The sequence below is a fragment of the Azomonas agilis genome (assembly GCF_007830255.1).
Classification (GTDB): Bacteria; Pseudomonadota; Gammaproteobacteria; order Pseudomonadales; family Pseudomonadaceae; genus Azomonas; species Azomonas agilis.
In genome coordinates this window covers 271,960-289,218 of record NZ_VLKG01000002.1, presented here as the reverse complement: position 1 = coordinate 289,218, position 17,259 = coordinate 271,960, and the positions used below count along the sequence as shown (strand labels likewise).

At 41.0% G+C, this 17,259-nt stretch carries 15 protein-coding genes; 12 read left to right on the top strand and 3 right to left on the bottom strand.

Annotated elements, in window-relative coordinates; all coding sequences use genetic code 11:
• The first annotated feature begins 17 nt into the window (after positions 1–17).
• On the top strand, positions 18–1,406 hold the full coding sequence (locus LX59_RS03720; protein ID WP_144570498.1) for an ethanolamine ammonia-lyase subunit EutB: 1,389 nt from the start codon (positions 18–20) through the stop codon (positions 1,404–1,406).
• An 11-nt stretch (positions 1,407–1,417) separates the two neighbouring features.
• Entirely contained in the window at positions 1,418–2,248 is an 831-nt protein-coding gene (gene eutC / locus LX59_RS03715; RefSeq protein ID WP_144570497.1) for an ethanolamine ammonia-lyase subunit EutC, read from the top strand.
• 1 nt (position 2,249) lies between these two features.
• Here eutC and LX59_RS03710 read toward each other — a convergent pair whose 3' ends face one another.
• Positions 2,250–2,948 carry a MarC family protein gene (locus tag LX59_RS03710; RefSeq protein WP_144570496.1) on the bottom strand — a complete coding sequence of 233 codons (699 nt, stop codon included), beginning with the start codon at positions 2,946–2,948 and terminating at the stop codon, positions 2,250–2,252.
• A gap of 50 nt (positions 2,949–2,998) precedes the next feature.
• The gene (locus tag LX59_RS03705; RefSeq protein WP_144570495.1) at positions 2,999–4,060 is read right to left on the bottom strand and encodes an RNA-guided endonuclease InsQ/TnpB family protein; all 1,062 of its coding nucleotides are present in this window, start codon (positions 4,058–4,060) and stop codon (positions 2,999–3,001) included.
• A 211-nt stretch (positions 4,061–4,271) separates the two neighbouring features.
• Between LX59_RS03705 and ppa the strand changes: the two genes are divergently transcribed.
• The 3 genes from ppa to LX59_RS03690 all read left to right on the top strand — a co-directional run bounded on the left by ppa (position 4,272) and on the right by LX59_RS03690 (position 5,564).
• A complete protein-coding gene (gene ppa, locus LX59_RS03700) occupies positions 4,272–4,799 on the top strand; it encodes an inorganic diphosphatase (RefSeq protein WP_144570494.1) in 528 nt (175 codons plus the stop codon).
• A 164-nt stretch (positions 4,800–4,963) separates the two neighbouring features.
• Positions 4,964–5,299: a type II toxin-antitoxin system RelE/ParE family toxin gene (locus LX59_RS03695; RefSeq protein WP_144570493.1), complete on the top strand. Its 336-nt coding sequence runs from the start codon at positions 4,964–4,966 to the stop codon at positions 5,297–5,299.
• Positions 5,283–5,564 carry a helix-turn-helix domain-containing protein gene (locus LX59_RS03690; RefSeq protein WP_144570492.1) on the top strand — a complete coding sequence of 94 codons (282 nt, stop codon included), beginning with the start codon at positions 5,283–5,285 and terminating at the stop codon, positions 5,562–5,564. Before LX59_RS03695 ends, LX59_RS03690 begins: the two co-directional genes overlap by 17 nt.
• A gap of 86 nt (positions 5,565–5,650) precedes the next feature.
• Here the strand turns inward: LX59_RS03690 and LX59_RS03685 are convergent, their stop codons facing one another.
• Positions 5,651–5,956, bottom strand: coding sequence for a DUF2288 domain-containing protein (locus LX59_RS03685; protein ID WP_144570491.1), 306 nt, complete (start codon positions 5,954–5,956; stop codon positions 5,651–5,653).
• A gap of 318 nt (positions 5,957–6,274) precedes the next feature.
• Here LX59_RS03685 and LX59_RS03680 point away from each other — a divergent pair, with 318 nt between their 5' ends.
• From LX59_RS03680 to LX59_RS03650, 7 genes are all read left to right on the top strand, one after another.
• Positions 6,275–7,390: a tetratricopeptide repeat protein gene (locus LX59_RS03680; RefSeq protein ID WP_144570490.1), complete on the top strand. Its 1,116-nt coding sequence runs from the start codon at positions 6,275–6,277 to the stop codon at positions 7,388–7,390.
• Positions 7,391–7,473: 83 nt separating this feature from the next.
• Positions 7,474–10,872, top strand: coding sequence for a rhamnan synthesis F family protein (locus LX59_RS03675; RefSeq protein WP_144570489.1), 3,399 nt, complete (start codon positions 7,474–7,476; stop codon positions 10,870–10,872).
• Positions 10,873–10,907: 35 nt separating this feature from the next.
• Positions 10,908–11,933 (top strand): NAD-dependent epimerase, encoded by a 1,026-nt coding sequence (locus LX59_RS03670; protein WP_144570488.1) that lies wholly within the window; start codon positions 10,908–10,910, stop codon positions 11,931–11,933.
• 158 nt (positions 11,934–12,091) lie between these two features.
• Positions 12,092–12,928: a glycosyltransferase family 2 protein gene (locus LX59_RS03665; RefSeq protein ID WP_144570487.1), complete on the top strand. Its 837-nt coding sequence runs from the start codon at positions 12,092–12,094 to the stop codon at positions 12,926–12,928.
• Between the two features lie 11 nt (positions 12,929–12,939).
• Positions 12,940–14,106: a nucleotide sugar dehydrogenase gene (locus LX59_RS03660; protein ID WP_144570486.1), complete on the top strand. Its 1,167-nt coding sequence runs from the start codon at positions 12,940–12,942 to the stop codon at positions 14,104–14,106.
• 53 nt (positions 14,107–14,159) lie between these two features.
• Positions 14,160–16,307 carry a coiled-coil domain-containing protein gene (locus LX59_RS03655; RefSeq protein WP_144570485.1) on the top strand — a complete coding sequence of 716 codons (2,148 nt, stop codon included), beginning with the start codon at positions 14,160–14,162 and terminating at the stop codon, positions 16,305–16,307.
• 92 nt (positions 16,308–16,399) lie between these two features.
• Positions 16,400–17,230: a class I SAM-dependent methyltransferase gene (locus LX59_RS03650; RefSeq protein ID WP_144570484.1), complete on the top strand. Its 831-nt coding sequence runs from the start codon at positions 16,400–16,402 to the stop codon at positions 17,228–17,230.
• The last annotated feature ends 29 nt before the right edge of the window (positions 17,231–17,259 follow it).

Genomic DNA, 17,259 nt, shown 5'->3' with positions numbered 1-17,259 from the left:
ATGGCATGGAGCGGCTTATGTCTGGTTACACCCAAACCCTTGCAGGACAGCGTTGGCACTTCAAAGACCTTAAAGAGGTGATGGCCAAAGCCAGCCCCCTCCGTTCTGGAGATCAACTCGCAGGCATCGCTGCTCAAACCGATGTCGAGCGAGTCGCCGCGCAAATGACCCTCGCCGAACTGCCGCTTAACACTTTCTTGCATCAGGCGCTGATCCCCTATGAGCAAGATGAGGTGACACGGCTGATTCTGGATACCCACAATGCCGCCGCCTTTGCCCCCGTCAGCCATTTAACCGTCGGAGATTTCCGCAACTGGCTGCTCTGCGAACAGGCCGACGAAGCCAGCCTCAAAGCCCTCGCCTCGGGATTAACTCCAGAAATGGTGGCTGCCGTTTCCAAGCTGATGCGGGTACAGGATTTAGTTTTAGTAGCGCAAAAAATCCGTGTTGTTACCCAATTTCGCAATACGCTAGGCTTACGCGGGCATCTGGCTACCCGCCTACAACCCAATCACCCAACGGATGATCCCGCTGGAATCGCGGCCAGTCTGTTGGATGGCCTGCTGTACGGGAATGGCGATGCGGTAATTGGCATCAACCCCGCCACCGACAACCCCAGTGCCATCCGCGATTTACTGGACATGCTGGATGCCATCCGTCAGCGCTACCAAATTCCCACCCAAAGCTGCGTGTTGACCCATATCACCACCACTCTACAGGCCATTGAACAGGGTGCGCCGGTAGATTTGGTGTTCCAATCCATTGCCGGTACGGAAGCAGCTAATGCCAGTTTTGGGGTTAATTTGGCGCTGTTGCAGGAAGGCTACGAAGCCGGATTGAGCTTAAAACGCGGCACCCTCGGCCAAAACCTGATGTACTTTGAAACCGGCCAAGGCAGCGCTCTATCCGCCAACGCACACCACGGCCTAGACCAACAAAGCTGCGAAGCCCGCGCCTATGCCGTAGCGCGCCAGTTCAAGCCGCTGTTGGTGAACAGCGTAGTCGGATTCATCGGCCCGGAATATCTGTACAACGGCAAACAAATTATCCGCGCCGGACTGGAAGACCACTTCTGCGCCAAATTGCTCGGCGTACCCATGGGCTGCGATATTTGCTACACCAACCACGCCGAAGCCGATCAAGACGACATGGACACGCTATTGACTCTGCTAGGCACAGCGGGCGTGAATTTCATCATGGGCGTACCGGGGGCCGACGACATTATGCTCAACTACCAAAGCACCTCCTTCCACGATGCCTTGTATTTGCGCCAGTTATTAGGACTAGCCCCAGCACCTGAATTTGCCGATTGGTTGGCCCAGCAAGAGATTTTGCAGCAACAAGGTCAGAGGCTCACTCTTTCCCAGAGTCTACCTAAACTCTTTGCTCCAGCCCTCAACCACTGAGGACAGCTCCTATGGCACAGCATCCCGAGATTCCCCTCTCTGTCTCTTCCCCAGTGACGAAAAATCCTTGGCAAGCTCTACGCCAATTGACCTCTGCCCGCATTGCCTTGGGACGCGCTGGGACTAGCTTACCTACTCAGGCCCAGCTTGAATTTCAACTCGCCCACGCCGCCGCCCGCGACGCGGTACACCAAAGTTTGGCCATTGAACTGCTGGCCAAACAGATTCGCGCTTTAGGATTACCGCTGTTGCAACTGCACAGTGCCGCCAGCGATCGACAAAGCTATCTACAACGCCCTGATTTAGGCCGCCAACTGGATGCAGCCTCCGCGCAACAGCTAGAACACTATGCACAGCAGCATACCAACCAAAACTACGATCTGGCCCTCGTCATTGCTGACGGTTTATCCGCCCTCGCAGTAGAACGCCATGCCCTACCCGTACTCAAACTGATTCAAGAACGCTGTGGTTCAGAAGGCTGGAGCTTGTCCCCCATTGCCTTAGTAGAACAGGGCCGCGTAGCCATTGCGGACGATATCGGCCAGCGCTTAAAAGCACGCATGTCGGTGATTTTATTGGGTGAGCGACCTGGACTCAGCAGCCCAGACAGCTTAGGACTGTATTTCACCTATAACCCCCAAATCGGATGCACTGATGCGCAACGCAATTGCATCTCCAATATCCGACAAGACGGCCTAAGCTATCCGCTAACAGTACACCGTTTATTAGGTCTGATACGCGAAGCGGATCGCCGCCAATGCTCTGGAGTAACCCTAAAGGATGACACTCAACTGCCTCAATTAAGCACCTCTGGCCACCACAAGAATTTTCTCCTGCCCTAACTCAAGCAGAGCCTGATCCCGGCCAACAAACCTGCATCGGAACCGGAGCCAGCACTGGGTTATTGGCCTTTTGATAGTCCTCCCAAGTGGCCCCTATGCCTTCAATCAGCATCTGAGTGCCCATTACCGCCAAAATCAAACCCATCATCCGAGTAATCACCGCCAGCGCTTCTTGGCCAATAAACTCCACAAAGGAACGGCCAAATAAAAATAGCCCGTAGGTGATAAAGCACAGGAGCGCAAAAATTGCCACAGTAATCAGTAGCTCCAACCAGCCTCCGGTCGCAGCAAAGTTCATCGTCGTAGCAATGGTGCCGGGGCCGGCTAAAATCGGCATCGCCAAAGGGGTAATGGCCACACTCAATGCTGCATCCTGATCTACAGGGTTATCTGCGTTTTTAACATTCTGTACCCGGGACGGGCTGCCTTGCAGCATATGGAAACCAATCAGAAACACCAATAAACCACCGGTAATGCGAAAGGCGTTTAGGCTGATGCCGAATACTTGAAAAATCAGATTTCCTGCTACCGCAAATATCAACACAATGCCAAAGGCCAACAGCAAAGACCGGCGGGCGATGGAGCGTACCTCCCGTGCTGAGTTGTCCGCAGTCAAACTCAGGAAAATAGGCACATTAGCAATGGGATTCATGATGGCAAAAAAGCCCATAAATACGGTCAACGCATGCAGCCACAACATTGAAAACCCTCAAAAATCAGTACATCTCGCCTTTTGACATCCTCCCCGCCCTAAAGGACGGGGATTCCCACTGCTGGACGGCCATGCCCGACCGCGAGCATGTTTTTAGCCGCGTTGATATCGCGGTCGTGCCTGACACCACAGGCACTGCATGTCCATTCTCTTATTCCAAGTCCTGCGATACCTTTTGGCCTTGAATCGGGCAATGCGCCGCAATTCGAGCAGGTTTGGGTGGTGTACGCCTCGTTCACTGCTTTAAAAACAATGCCTGCGCCCGCGCACTTGTATTCCAACATTGTTTTCAACATACCCCAACCCGCATCCAGTACAGATTTGGCCAGCTTGGTTTGAGTGAGTGAGGAAGGTTTCACATTACCAACGTAGATTGCACCGGCACGCTTTACCAGCTTACGGGTGAATTGGTGCAGCGCGTCTTTGCGTCGGTTGGCGATTTTGGCGTGGATCGCCTTCACGCGCTTTTTATTTCTGGCGCGTTGAGCAATGGCCAGTTTGGGCTCTAAATCACGATAGAAACGCCCCGCTTCCAGTTTTACACCATCGGAGCAGGTGGCGATATCTTTTAAGCCTAAGTCGATGCCGATCTTGTCTTGACCGGCTGAAATCTCAGCATCCACTTCAACCACTACATTGAAATACCAGCGCCCACGGGCATCTTCGTTAAAGCTGCCGGAGCGGAATGCATATTGGCTCAAGCCGTAGCTGTCCCACACGTTAAAGTAATGGCCATTATGGTAAAGCTGTCCATTCTTCCAGCGTGCCGCGCCGGTATTGATGGGTATCCAGCCCAGTGAACGCCGAACACCACCTGATTTACGCCAGTTCAGGCGGGACTTTTTAAACTGCTTACGGCGCGTGACGTATTCGCGGGCGATTTCTTGTAAAGTTTGAGAGTGCAATCCCAATTCTTTGTTCGCGCCCTTGGTGTAAGGATGCAGGTCAAAAGCAGACAAAAACCGACCCCGCTCTCGAATGGATCGAGTGCTGAGTTCGTTCAGATAGTTCCAGACACAGTTCACACTCCGAGCCATCTGTTGCAAGAGCGGAACATGCTTATCTCGAACCCGAACCTTGAGGGTCTTGGTCTGCTTCATAGGTCACTGCTAACTGAACTGAATTAAGGCCACTTTGGGGAGGCTACGCCTCCAGTGCTATCTATCCCCACACTAAAGTACGGGGTTTTTCGCGCAAGACTTATAACAAGGAAAGGCTACGACAGCATGGCCAAAATTAAATAAATACGCCTATAATCGCCGCCCATGATACGAGCCTCCGGCCCCTGCGCCGGTCATGGAGCCAACGCTTATGAGTTATAGCAAGATTCCGGCTGGCAAGGACCTGCCGAACGACATTTACGTTGCCATCGAAATCCCGGCCAACCACGCGCCCATCAAATACGAAATCGACAAAGACAGCGATTGCCTGTTTGTAGATCGTTTTATGGCCACCCCGATGTTCTACCCAGCCAACTACGGCTATATCCCCAATACCCTAGCCGATGATGGCGACCCGCTGGATGTGTTAGTGGTAACGCCCTACCCCGTAACTCCGGGTGCCGTAATCCGTGCCCGCCCTGTAGGTGTACTCTTTATGAGCGACGAAGGCGGCGGCGATGCTAAGCTAATCGCTGTTCCCCACGACAAACTCACCGTACTCTACAAAGAAGTCAAAGAATACACTGATCTACCAGCCCTGCTGCTGGAGCAAATCAAGCACTTCTTCGAAAATTACAAAGACCTCGAACCCGGCAAATGGGTGAAGGTTGATGGCTGGGGCAACGCAGAAGCTGCCCGCGCAGAAATCACTAAGGCAGTGGCAGCCTACCAGAAGTAAGCAACGCCCTACCCCGTGAAGCCGACCACAAGTCGGCTTTTTTATGTCGTCTTCTCCTTCCTTCACTCTTTCGATAGGCTCAAGAAAAGCTCTAGGCAAAGTTTTAGCTAGACACTCGGTGTATACCACTTGCCCAATAGATAACAAATTTGTTACTTTTCGGCATGCCTTACACAATCACCTACTACTCCGAGTCCGTCCAACATGATGTACTCACTTTGCCGCCCAGCATTCTAGCCAGCTACCTTCGTTTGGCCGATATGCTTGAGGTATTTGGCCCATCACTGCGTATGCCTCACTCTCGCGCTATGGGAAATGGGCTTTTCGAGTTACGTCCAAAAGGGCGCGAAGGTATCGGACGTGTTTTTTACTGCTTTCAGGTCGGAGAGCAGATCATGGTGCTTCATAGCTTTGTGAAGAAGACCCAAGAAACACCCAATCGTGAATTGAATATTGCATTGACTCGCATGCAGGAGGTCAAAAATGCTCACTCACGCTGAACTAAAACAACGCGCACTATCCAACCCAAAGGTCAAAGAAAACTATGATGCCTTAGCAGAAGAATATGCACTAGCTTATGAGCTTCTTCATGCACGCGAACAAGCAGGCCTTACCCAAGCCGAAGTTGCAGAGAAAATGCACACCAAAGCTCCTGCAATTGCACGCCTTGAAGCAGGAGGTAAACATTCTCCCTCTCTATCAACATTACGCAAATACGCAGCCGCTGTGGGCTGTGAGCTTGAAATTCGCCTAATACCTAAATAATCAAAAGACTAAGGGCGCTGGTTATGTGGGATTTCGCCAACAAATAACCAGCCAAAACCCACCGAAACCCGTCCTGAGCCCTGAGTTTACCGAAGGGTCGAAGGACGCTCCTGCACCAACACCCAAGGAGCTACCACAACCGCCCAAAGCTCTGAATTGCAGGCTTGCCAATCTTGCGCTTGGTCTACAGAAATCGGCATCAATTGCTGCTGGTCAATCCATAAGGCTACCTGAGATTTGTTATCCTCAGCCAAGGCTTGAGCGGCTGCTACCAAATCCATAGAAGCCGCTACCCAGAGCAAAACTCCACGCGCAAAAAAAGGTTCTAATTCTGGCCAAGTGATGCTGGCTGTCTCGTTCAGTAATTTGAAATATAGGTCATTTTCAGACACAGAGAACTCCTTTACGGGGGTAACTTTAATCAACCCATATTGTATTAGATTTATACTTTAGTTATGGTTACTGGCTGCTCTTAAAGGGCTAACAAATCCGACAAGTACAGGCTTTCAAGATATTGGAACGCCAGCAATAGATTAGCATTCATAATACTTGAGTAATGCTTGTACGCTTTGCCTTATTCAGTAGAGCCTTCTTTTAAGGAATTTTAGTTTAAGGATGATCTGCCAAACCCTTTTTCCAAGCCCTCAAAAAAACCCCTGCCCCGCTTCCTGTGTGGCAATCAACAACTACTTTTAAGCAGACTAATCGCCATGAGCACCGCTAATAAACAACCCGCTTCAACCCCTGCTGCAACCACTCCTGCCCCTAAAACAACAGCAAAAGCCAAAGCCCAAATTCGAGGCTCTTTAGATGGTGCGCCCAATAATCAAGCCGTAGGTTGGGCCTATAATGCCGATACCCCTAAAAAACGCTTGATGGTTGAGATTGTTAGCGAAAACCGTGTTGTAGCCTATGGCTTAGCAGATCAATTCCGCCCCGACTTAGCCAAAGCCAAAATCGGTGATGGGCACCACCGCTTTCTATTAAACCTCTCTTACGAGATATTGGATGGAAAACCCCACACTCTCAGTGCTCGCGATGCAGAAACAGGGATTGTCTTTGGCACCTTTCAACTAAAACCTGCAAAAAGCCCCTATGACTTTGACCTAATTAGCCGCGCAGAAGGTGAAGCCCTACTAGACAATCTACTAAAGCAACCTGCATTTAATAAAGTAGCTAAAAAACCAGAAGAAATTAAAGCACTCAATAAACAAGCAACCTTAGCTCAAGAAACTGGACGATTAGAGGAAGCCGAAAAAACTTGGAGTAACCTTGCAAAAGAATTGGGTGAGAATAGCCTGTGCCATTACAAGTTAGGTGAGACTCATTTACTGGCTAAGAAGTATGAGCAAGCTATTAATGCTTTTCAAAAAGCTTACACTTTAGATTCAAAACTACACTGGGCTTTACTGGGTAAAGCTAATGCCCAGCGGTTACTTAAAAAGTATGACGAGGCAGAGCAGAGTTTGCAGGAGGCTTTAAAAACAAATCCTGAAAGTGTTTCGTTAAAAACTCGTTTAGAGCAGGTACAAGAAATTGGATTACCGATTCGTATTGAAAAACTGACTGCTGCTAAAAAATATGAAGAAGCCATTTCTATTCTAAAACCTCTACTGTTAGACAATCCAGAACATAAGTTAGCCTTCGAGCTTTTAGGCAATGTACTCATAAGCAAAAAAAACATAAAATTCGATCCTAACTTACTTGGACTATCTCAACTTCAAGCTTTCATTAAAGCCCAATGCATATTAGAGTTTACTATAGAGGATTTCGACGTAACATCCCAAAAGTCGCAAAAATCTAATAAAGTCAACAAAAACACTTAATAAAGCCTCAGTACTTAAGCTCATTAAAATTTATCAGCCAGACATTAACATAACTGTCAATAAAAATTTTAAAGTAACCAAAAATGCAAATTAACTATCTAACACAAGCAAACAATAGCTTTAGAGCTAAAAAATTCGAGAAATCTATTTATCTATACAGCTTAGCTCTAAAAAATAACACCAAACTTGGACATATCATAAATTTCAACATAAATTTAGCAGAAAAAAAAATACTAGAAAGAAGGAATCCAATAAAGACCACCGCCATAGTTGTACATGTGTTTTATGAGCATTTGTGGGATAGAATTAATACATATTTAAAAAACCTAGATATAGATTTTGATTTAATTGTAACGACTACGGAAGTTCTGTTTGACTCCATTTCAAAAAAAATAACTAATGACTACAATTCAGCCATAGTATTTATAGTTGAAAACGAGGGAATGGATGTACTTCCATTCATTATTGCCACTAAAAAAGCCAGACTGTGGGAATATAGTTCAGTATTAAAACTACATACTAAAAATGATAAAACCGAAGAAAAAGCAATCCACGGGAAAGCTTTATTAGATAGCGTAATTGGCTCTACAGAAATTGCTTCAAAAGCGATTAGATCAATACAACATAATGATGTTGGACTAATTGGAGCTGAGATATTTTTTCGATCCGCTGACTTATTAATGTATAATAATAGAGAAGCATTTAGGAACATTTTAAAATGCTTAAATCTTCCAGAGCCAGAAAGTGAGTTTGGATTTATTGCTGGAACAATTTTTTGGATTAAAGGCAGCCTCTTAAAAATTTTTGATGAAAAATTCCACACTATTTATGAGCTACTTTCAAGCTCGAAAGAAGCTAAAACTGGTGGAGATGGCACATATGCTCATGCAATGGAAAGATTTTTCGGGGCACTACCAGCCATAGAGAATCTTGAGATAGCCGTCACCTATCAACAAACGGAAGATACATCAAACTACTCTTTGAGAGTTATAGATAATTTTTCAATAAATGAAAATCCAATATATAGAACAGGAAGCGGAACCCATATCATTCGATATAAAAATATTCAAAACCAACAGTATTGGACAGCAGCAATAAAAAAATCAGATTTATTTAACGATGAATACTACAGAAATCAATTACCAATAAATACTATACCAAGTGATCAAGACTCTATTACCCATTATTTAATGCATGGTGACTTGTTTCTTGCAAATCCATCTGAAAAGTTTAACTCTATATATTATCTCACAAGATATAAAGACATTGCGAGAAGTAGAGAACCAGCTTTAATTCACTTTATCAACCATGGTAAACGCGAAGGGCGTATTGGCTTACCAGAAAATGAACATTGGATCGAGCTGGCTTTTATAGAGAATCTACTAAATACAAAATGGAAAGAAAATCCTAGCGACTTAATTGAATTATTAAAAAAACCAATATCTAAGGAAAATTTAGAAAACGTTTTTTCAAAAAATTTTAATCCATATAAAATTCCAAAACTTATAAAATCAGCAAAAACAAAATCAAGTATTGATGTAGTACATGAATATTTAAATGGCGTATACCAAAGAGAATTAGAGAACTACGACTTACTTGAGCGTACATGGTTGAATCAGGATATAGAAAAATCTAAAGATATTGCTACAACTATAAAAGAAAATTATGGGGTAACTAGAGCATCACTAGAAATTTTAGCAAGTTGTGAAATTTTATTAAAAAATTGGAATAATGCTGAAAAATTATGGATAAATTACTGGAAACTAATTAACTCAAAGCAAGGAATTCCAGAAAGATGTAAAAAAACAATATTAAGAATTGATAGACCAACAGATGAAAACAATGAAGACTTCCAAATAATAAATAATTCAGGCTTCAGAAAAACAATAAAAAGCGAAGAAAGAAAATCTATCTGTATATACACGACATTATTCGGAGATATAGATGATTTACTTCCAATTATCCCACTAAAGCATGACATAGATTTTATCTGCTTCACCGACAGAGATAGGCCATCTATGGGATGGAATATCAGACTTGTATCACCGGAGTTTAAATCAAGTAATTTAAGTGCAAAAATATACAAAATACTTCCACATAAATATCTAAAAGAATATAAATATTCTCTCTTTGTAGATGCAAATACTTTATTTTTAGGCAGAATAAATTTACTAATAAATTTATGTCTAAATGCCAATGATTTTGTGATGTGGCGTCATCCATTTAGAAGGGATATTTTTAAAGAATATATTGCCATAGTAACTAGTAAGCGCCACGAGCCTGTGAAGTTATTAGCACAAATAAAAAAATATGATCAGCTAGGACTACCAAATAATACAGGGCTAACGGAAGGCTCTTTCATTTGGAGATCACATATTAATAAAGAAGTATGTAATTTTATGGATGACTGGTGGACTGAAATACTTAATGGATCATATCGTGACCAAGTCAGTCTTGGGTATTTGATGTGGAGCACAAATCTTAAACCTCATGTATTCTCAGAAAGGCTTGGCTCGTCTCGAGACAATTGTTTTTTTGTAAAAGTTCCACATAATTTTGAGGCCCCCCAAAAACAACAAATAACTAATACAATAAAACAAAATAGGAATATTGTATTTTTGTACTCTGAAAAGTATGCAAAATCCGGCTCTACAGTAATGAGAGGCGAGCAACTCTCTAAGCTAATTAAAAACCACTATATAGAAAGAGGTAAAAATGTCACCTATACAAGTGATTCCAATCAATTAAAAAATTGCATTATTTTTATTACTAAAGGCTTCTTAAAAGACTCATCTGTACAAGATTTAGAAAAACTAAAATCACACAATAATATTCTACTTTACGATTTTGTAGATGACATACCAGACAAAAATAAAATTGACTTTGCTGATGCCTTAATTGCATCTTCAATACTTGGGTACAAGCATTACATGCTAAATATCCCCCAAATACCGTCTTTCCACTTAACACACCATGTAGACCCAAGAGTAATAAATAAAATTAAACCCACTAAGTTAGAGTTTAACTCATGTGAAATTGGATATTTTGGGGAACTACTCAATACTCAAAAAACAGAATCTATAGAAAAGTTTGTAAAATTTATCAATGTTGACACCAGTATCCAAGATGACTCATGGATCGACTTAATACCCAAATTTAATTGTCACTATGCAGTTCGTCAAAAACGAGGGATTGACGGATTTAAACCATTCTTAAAAGGATTTACTGCTGCCGCTTCAAATTCCATTATAATAATACAAGCAAATGAAGGAGATGCAGAATACTACTTGGGATCAGACTATCCATATTTGGTATCAAATACTCCTACCGAAGAAGAAATACTTTCTGTAATAGATAATGCAAAGTCAGACTACAATAAAAGCAATTGGAATTATGCATCGGAAATAATGAATGAAATAAAACTAAGGTCGTCTATGGATCATATAATAAATGAATTCGATAAAATAATTAAGAACTTCTAAACAACAGCTAGTCTCCTAACCAAAGCAAAGATATCATGCAAAAAATTCTTCTTACAGGTGTAGCTGGATTTATAGGAATGCATACGTGTATAAGTCTGCTACAGCGCGGTGATATGGTAGTTGGAATTGATAACCTAAATGATTATTACGATGTAAATTTAAAGCACTCTAGGCTTGATGTTATCAAACAACATAGAAACTTCAAAAATTTTCACTTTTCCAAAATAGATATTGCCGACCGCAAAGCAATCCAAGAACTATTTCTAAAAGAAAAATTTGATTGCGTTCTTAATTTAGCTGCACAAGCTGGTGTTCGATACTCAATAAAAAACCCTTACTCATACATTGATAGTAATATCAACGGCTTCCTAAATATTTTAGAGGGTTGTAGAACGCATAAAATAAAAAACTTAGTGTATGCATCAAGCTCTAGCGTATATGGTAGTAATACAAAAACTCCATTTTCAGAAGAAGATAATGTCGATCATCCGATCAGTTTATATGCAGCGACAAAAAAGTCCAACGAGCTAATGGCTCATACATATAGTCATTTATACGATATACCTACAACTGGGTTACGTTTTTTTACTGTTTATGGTCCTTGGGGACGACCAGACATGGCCTTATTTCTTTTTACTAAAGCTATTTTAGATGGAAAGCCTATAAATGTTTATAATAATGGAGAAATGCAGCGTGATTTCACATACATAGATGATATAGTTGATGGAATTATTTATTGTATAGATAATCCAGCAAAACCGACACCAAGTTTTACTCCCAAGAACCCCCTCCCTCACATAAGTAATGTACCGTTCCAAGTTCTCAATATCGGAAATAATAGCCCAATCAACTTACTTGAATTCATAAAAAAAATAGAAGAAAATTTAAACTGTAAAGCGAACAAAATATTTATGCCATTACAAGATGGTGATGTGTTAGAAACATTTGCTGACATTAACCAGTTACACAAACTCTCTGGATACAAACCAAAAACAAACATAAATATTGGAATTAAAAAATTTATTGAATGGTATCGTAATTATTATGGAATTAATAGTTAACAATAAGCTTGCCCTACTGGCACTCACATTAGGAAACATCATGAGTATGCCGAAAATAGGATGAGTTTAACTAAAAATACAGAGCCCTCCTATAAAAAACTGGATTAATTTAAAATTCAACTACACATTACCATTTAAAATCAGGAATAAAGAAAGCCATGAAAAAATACAAAATTTGCATAATCATGATGCTGAAAAATGAAGCTGATCTAATTTTACCATGGGTAAAATACCATGGTTCTATTTTTGGATACACAAACTTGTTTATCTACGATAATGGCTCTGATGATAAGCAAACATTGTCTACATTATCTTTTGCAAAAAACTTAGGTGCAAACTGCATTTTTGATAAATGCTCTCCTGAAGACTTTAAAAACAAAGGGGATATTTTTGCAGCTTTAATAAAAGAACTGGATAAAAATAATCCATATGACTTTTACTTTCCACTTGATTGTGATGAGTTCTTGTCCGCAAAGCTAAATGGAAACTACGTATATACATTGGAAGAAATATCTGAGGCATTATCTATATATGAAAGATCCCCTGATCAATTAAAAATTGGCGGCTGCCCAACGAGTAATCCGGTAAAGCCTTCTTTCTATAGAAATGTAGCTAATCAAAGAAAGTTTTTCTTTGCGCAAGGTAGCTGTCAAAAACTTGATCATGGTTTCCATCATGGAATAACAAAGACTGGAGTTACTCTCCAAACGAATATTGTTTACTTTCACTTTCACTATAGAAACACCTTAGATACAATGCAATACCATGCAAAAAAGAAGCTGGATAATAATAGCACTTTAGATAATTACGAGCATGATACTTTAAAGTCATACAAGGGCTCAGGACACCATTTAACACAATACTTAATTCAATCAGAAAAAGAATATTTCCAACAATTTGCACAGTGGGATTGTGAATATATCCCCTCTTTCGAAGAAAAGCTAAAATCCCTTGATCTTCAGTTACCCTACTCCACTCCTCTTAAACAAAGTTGAGTATAAATTTTATGAAAATTACTATTGCAGGAACCGGCTATGTCGGTCTCTCTAATGCAGTGCTACTCGCCCAACATTACGAAGTAGTAGCTTTAGACGTTGACCCTCAAAAAGTAAAATTACTCAACCATCATCAGTCTCCTATTATCGACCTAGAGCTTGAAGAATTCCTACAGAAAAAGCCCCTTCAACTGCAAGCGACTCTGGATAAGCTAGAAGCTTATACAAATGCTGATTTTGTAGTGATTGCCACACCAACCAACTACGACCCAGAAACAAACTATTTCGATACCAGCTCTGTAGAGTCTGTAATACAAGATGTTTTATCTATTAACCCAGCAGCTACTTTAATTATTAAATCCACAGTTCCCGTTGGCTTTACTCAACGGATGCGTCAACTGTTCAAAACAGATCAAATTATTTTCTCTCCTGAATTTTTACGCGAAGGACGGGCTCTTTACGACAATCTTTATCCCTCACGAATTATTATCGGCGATAACTCTGAGCAAGCCCATAAATTTGCTGATTTATTACTCGAAGGAGCTATTAAAAAAGATGTACCCGTGCTCTTTACCAACAGCACGGAGGCCGAAGCCATAAAGCTATTTTCTAATACTTACTTAGCCATGCGGGTTGCTTATTTTAACGAGCTAGACACCTATGCCGAAATACATGGATTAGACACCCGGCAAATTATTCAAGGAGTAGGACTGGATCCTCGTATCGGCAACCACTATAACAACCCCTCTTTTGGCTATGGTGGCTATTGCCTACCAAAAGACACTAAGCAGCTATTGGCTAATTATAATGATGTTCCCAATAATTTAATTCAAGCCATTGTAGAAGCTAATCGAACTCGTAAAGACTTTATTGCTGACTCTATCCTTAAGCGCAAACCTAAAATAGTGGGCATTTATCGCCTAATTATGAAATCAGGTTCCGATAACTTTAGAGCGTCCTCCATTCAGGGAATCATGAAGCGCGTTAAAGCCAAGGGTATAGAGGTAGTAGTTTACGAACCCGTATTAACTGAGGAACAGTTTTTTCATTCACGGGTTATCCAAGATCTTAATGAATTTAAGACCATATCTGACGTTATTGTTGCCAATCGCATGACCAGTGAAATCACTGATGTTACCGATAAAGTATATACTAGAGATCTTTTTGGTTTGGATTAAACTAGCATAGATCAGCTTAAATGAGGCAATCCTATTTTATGGAGCACACTCATATGAATATCACCCTGTCCGGGTTGTCCGAACAAGATTTTCATAGTTACTGGAGTCCTACATCTGAATCACCCATTGATTTAAATTGGCAGAAGTCAGAGGATTTCATTAAAAACCTTCAACAATATGTTGAACAAAACCAAAATACATTGGGTGTATGGCTCTACCGTACACCTTGGAATATCTTAATAGATCCAAAAACAGCAGATGAAGCGCTTGATGTATGGCAACAGCAGCAGCAAGCCATACTTTTACTGCGCCGCGCTCTTGGCGAACGCTTGTTGCTAATCAATATCGAGGCGGTCACACCCGCTCAACTGGCCTCAAAGCTTGGTTTAGAACTATCAGTATTCCCTACCAAAGAACCCAATACATCTAATGAATACCAAGTTTTATTGGCCGCCCTATTCCGCCATACCGCTAAAAAACAATGGACTCTATTAAAAAACTTAGAAGCCTCCAGTTGGACTCCCAACAAGCAAAAGCCACAAGAAAATAATATCTATCCACCACTTTCTAAAACCAATTTATTCACTGCTGCCAAGCTGGTTCAAGAAACAGGTCAGCTAGTCATTTTAGAAAATCAGCTCACCCAACTGCAAAAAAAGCACAGTGAAGTTGAAGATATACAGCTCCAGTATGCTAAACAAAAACAACAGCTATCTGAAACATCACTGGCATTAGAACAGGAGAAAGTTATCAGTAAAAAACTATCCAAGGATTTAGATGATACTCAAAAAAAATTATCCAAACTTACCCAAGAGCAAGCGCTTTTTAATACCAAAAGCCAGCAATTAAATACTCTTTTACAAGAAACTCAGGATGAGCTCAAAAAACAACAACAAGCTAATGCTCAGCTATCTAAAAACCATACCGAAGCATCAACCCATCAGGGACAAAAACTAAAAGAACTTCAAGCTCAATTAGAATACAACAAAACTACTATAGTTAAGGAAAAACAATCCTTACAAAATCAGAACCAGCAACTAAATACCCAATTACAACAAACTCAAGACGAACTCAAAAAACAACAACAAACCAACGCTCAGCTATCTAAAAATCATGCCGAAATCCTAACTCAACAAGAGCAAAGGATAAAAGAACTTCAAAACCAATTGCAACACGCTCAACAAGACTCTGCTCAGTTGCAATCTATAACGGCTGAAAATGAGCTAATCATTGCACAGCTACATCAAATACAGGAAGAGCTTGAAAACTACTACCTTGATAACAAACAAAAATTAGTCACCATAGAACATCTGCAACAGAATCTAGCACAAAAAGAAACCGAACTAAATAATCAATCGACACAGTTAAAACAATCCCAACACGAGCTAGAGCAACTAAAACACAGCCAACAAAAAAATGAGGCTGATATACAAGCATTGACCTCAGAAAATGAGCTAATACTTGAACAACTACACCAAACTCAAGAAGAACTAGAGCGCTACTATCTGGCTAACCCTCATTTACAAGAACACTTGAGCGATACTCAGCAAACCCTATCCTCTGCTAGCTCTGTAGTATTACGCTTAAATAAAGCGCTAGAACAATATAAGCTTCAAAATACCCAACAGAGTTCTAAAATTGAGCTAGATACTCAAAAAATCAATCAATTAAGTTTAGAGCTTAAACAATATCAGCAAGCCCATACCAATATAGATGAGCAGCTTAAAGCCTCTCATCAAATCCTGACTCAAGCTACCACTACCATCATAAAACTGCGAAACCAAGTAGAACAAAAACAAAGCCACATAGAGCAATTAGAACAGGAAATACACAAAAATCACCAATCAATATCTGAATTAGAACAGTACCGCCAAGCTAATAACTTTATGCTGGAACAGCTTAAAGACTCGCAACAAACCTTTAATCAAGCACGCTTAGTGATTACTCAGTTACAACAAGAACGAGCATCCTCCCAAAATAACCAGCAAGAAATTAAACAACAATTAGAAATACTGGATAAAAAGCACAGTGCACTTCAACAAGAAAAGCAGCAACTGCTACAACAAGTGGAGCAGCTTAATGCAAAAATACAACAATACGATCAATTCAATCAGTTTATACAAACTCATTTAGGCTCATCACAACAAACCCTAAACCGTGCTCGCCATGTTATCAGCCGTTTAGTTACTCAAAATCATTGATTAACAGGCATCCAACCAGGCTCCTGCGGGAATGCTCGCTAAAAGCACCCGCAGCTAGTTAAAAACTAGTTCTTATGTAAAGGAGTATCCTAATGCAAAAACATACACTACAGAGTATTTGCAAAGAGCACAACGGACTCATTTCTGATAAATGGAACATATATTTATCTAAATATGAGCATATATTTTTCCCTAAAAAACAAGTTGCTATAAACCTACTCGAAATCGGTGTCCAAAATGGGGGCTCATTAGAAATATGGGAAAAATACTTTCCTAATGCTGACAAAATCTTAGGATGTGATATAAATTCTGATTGTGGAAAAATAAAGTTCGACACTCCCAAAGTCCATCTGGTTATTGGTGACATTACAAACTCTAAAACGCTTGAAGAACTGCTTTCCATTGCTCCCAGTTTTGACATAATCATTGATGATGGCTCCCACACAAGCAACGATATAGTCAAAACTTTTTGTACGTTATTCCCACACTTAAAGTCAGGTGGGATTTTTATAGCTGAAGATTTACATTGCAGCTATTGGAAAAACTACCAAGGTGGCCTTTTTTATAAAAAGTCCTCCATCAGTTTTTTTAAGGCATTGGTAGATATACTAAATTTTGAGCACTGGGGATTGAAATATACACGCAGACAACTATTAGCCGATTTTGATATCCCAGATACATTAGATGAGTCCATATTGTCAGAAATACATTCAATAGAGTTTATCAACTCAATGTGTATTATTACTCGTCAGAAGCGCGAGCTTAACGAACTTGGAAAACGCCATGTGGTAGGAAAAACAGAGTTAGTTTACCCCGTTAAGCAACTGGATGGAACTTATAGCAAAACTCCACCACAAAAACTTAAATCAAGCTTATTCCAAAGAATAAAAGAATCATTGAAAATACCCAATAAAGCCAAATAAATCTCTAAAAACTTACTAAGCTTTAGTGT

Coding starts and splice junctions, on each gene's coding strand:
- LX59_RS03705 (WP_144570495.1), bottom strand. CDS start 4,060: ATGAAGCAGACCAAGACCCTCAAGGTTCGGGTTCGAGATAAGCATGTT.
- eutC (WP_144570497.1), top strand. CDS start 1,418: ATGGCACAGCATCCCGAGATTCCCCTCTCTGTCTCTTCCCCAGTGACG.
- LX59_RS03720 (WP_144570498.1), top strand. CDS start 18: ATGTCTGGTTACACCCAAACCCTTGCAGGACAGCGTTGGCACTTCAAA.
- LX59_RS03660 (WP_144570486.1), top strand. CDS start 12,940: ATGAAAATTACTATTGCAGGAACCGGCTATGTCGGTCTCTCTAATGCA.
- LX59_RS03670 (WP_144570488.1), top strand. CDS start 10,908: ATGCAAAAAATTCTTCTTACAGGTGTAGCTGGATTTATAGGAATGCAT.
- LX59_RS03665 (WP_144570487.1), top strand. CDS start 12,092: ATGAAAAAATACAAAATTTGCATAATCATGATGCTGAAAAATGAAGCT.
- LX59_RS03675 (WP_144570489.1), top strand. CDS start 7,474: ATGCAAATTAACTATCTAACACAAGCAAACAATAGCTTTAGAGCTAAA.
- LX59_RS03710 (WP_144570496.1), bottom strand. CDS start 2,948: ATGTTGTGGCTGCATGCGTTGACCGTATTTATGGGCTTTTTTGCCATC.
- LX59_RS03680 (WP_144570490.1), top strand. CDS start 6,275: ATGAGCACCGCTAATAAACAACCCGCTTCAACCCCTGCTGCAACCACT.
- LX59_RS03695 (WP_144570493.1), top strand. CDS start 4,964: ATGCCTTACACAATCACCTACTACTCCGAGTCCGTCCAACATGATGTA.
- LX59_RS03650 (WP_144570484.1), top strand. CDS start 16,400: ATGCAAAAACATACACTACAGAGTATTTGCAAAGAGCACAACGGACTC.
- ppa (WP_144570494.1), top strand. CDS start 4,272: ATGAGTTATAGCAAGATTCCGGCTGGCAAGGACCTGCCGAACGACATT.
- LX59_RS03655 (WP_144570485.1), top strand. CDS start 14,160: ATGAATATCACCCTGTCCGGGTTGTCCGAACAAGATTTTCATAGTTAC.
- LX59_RS03690 (WP_144570492.1), top strand. CDS start 5,283: ATGCTCACTCACGCTGAACTAAAACAACGCGCACTATCCAACCCAAAG.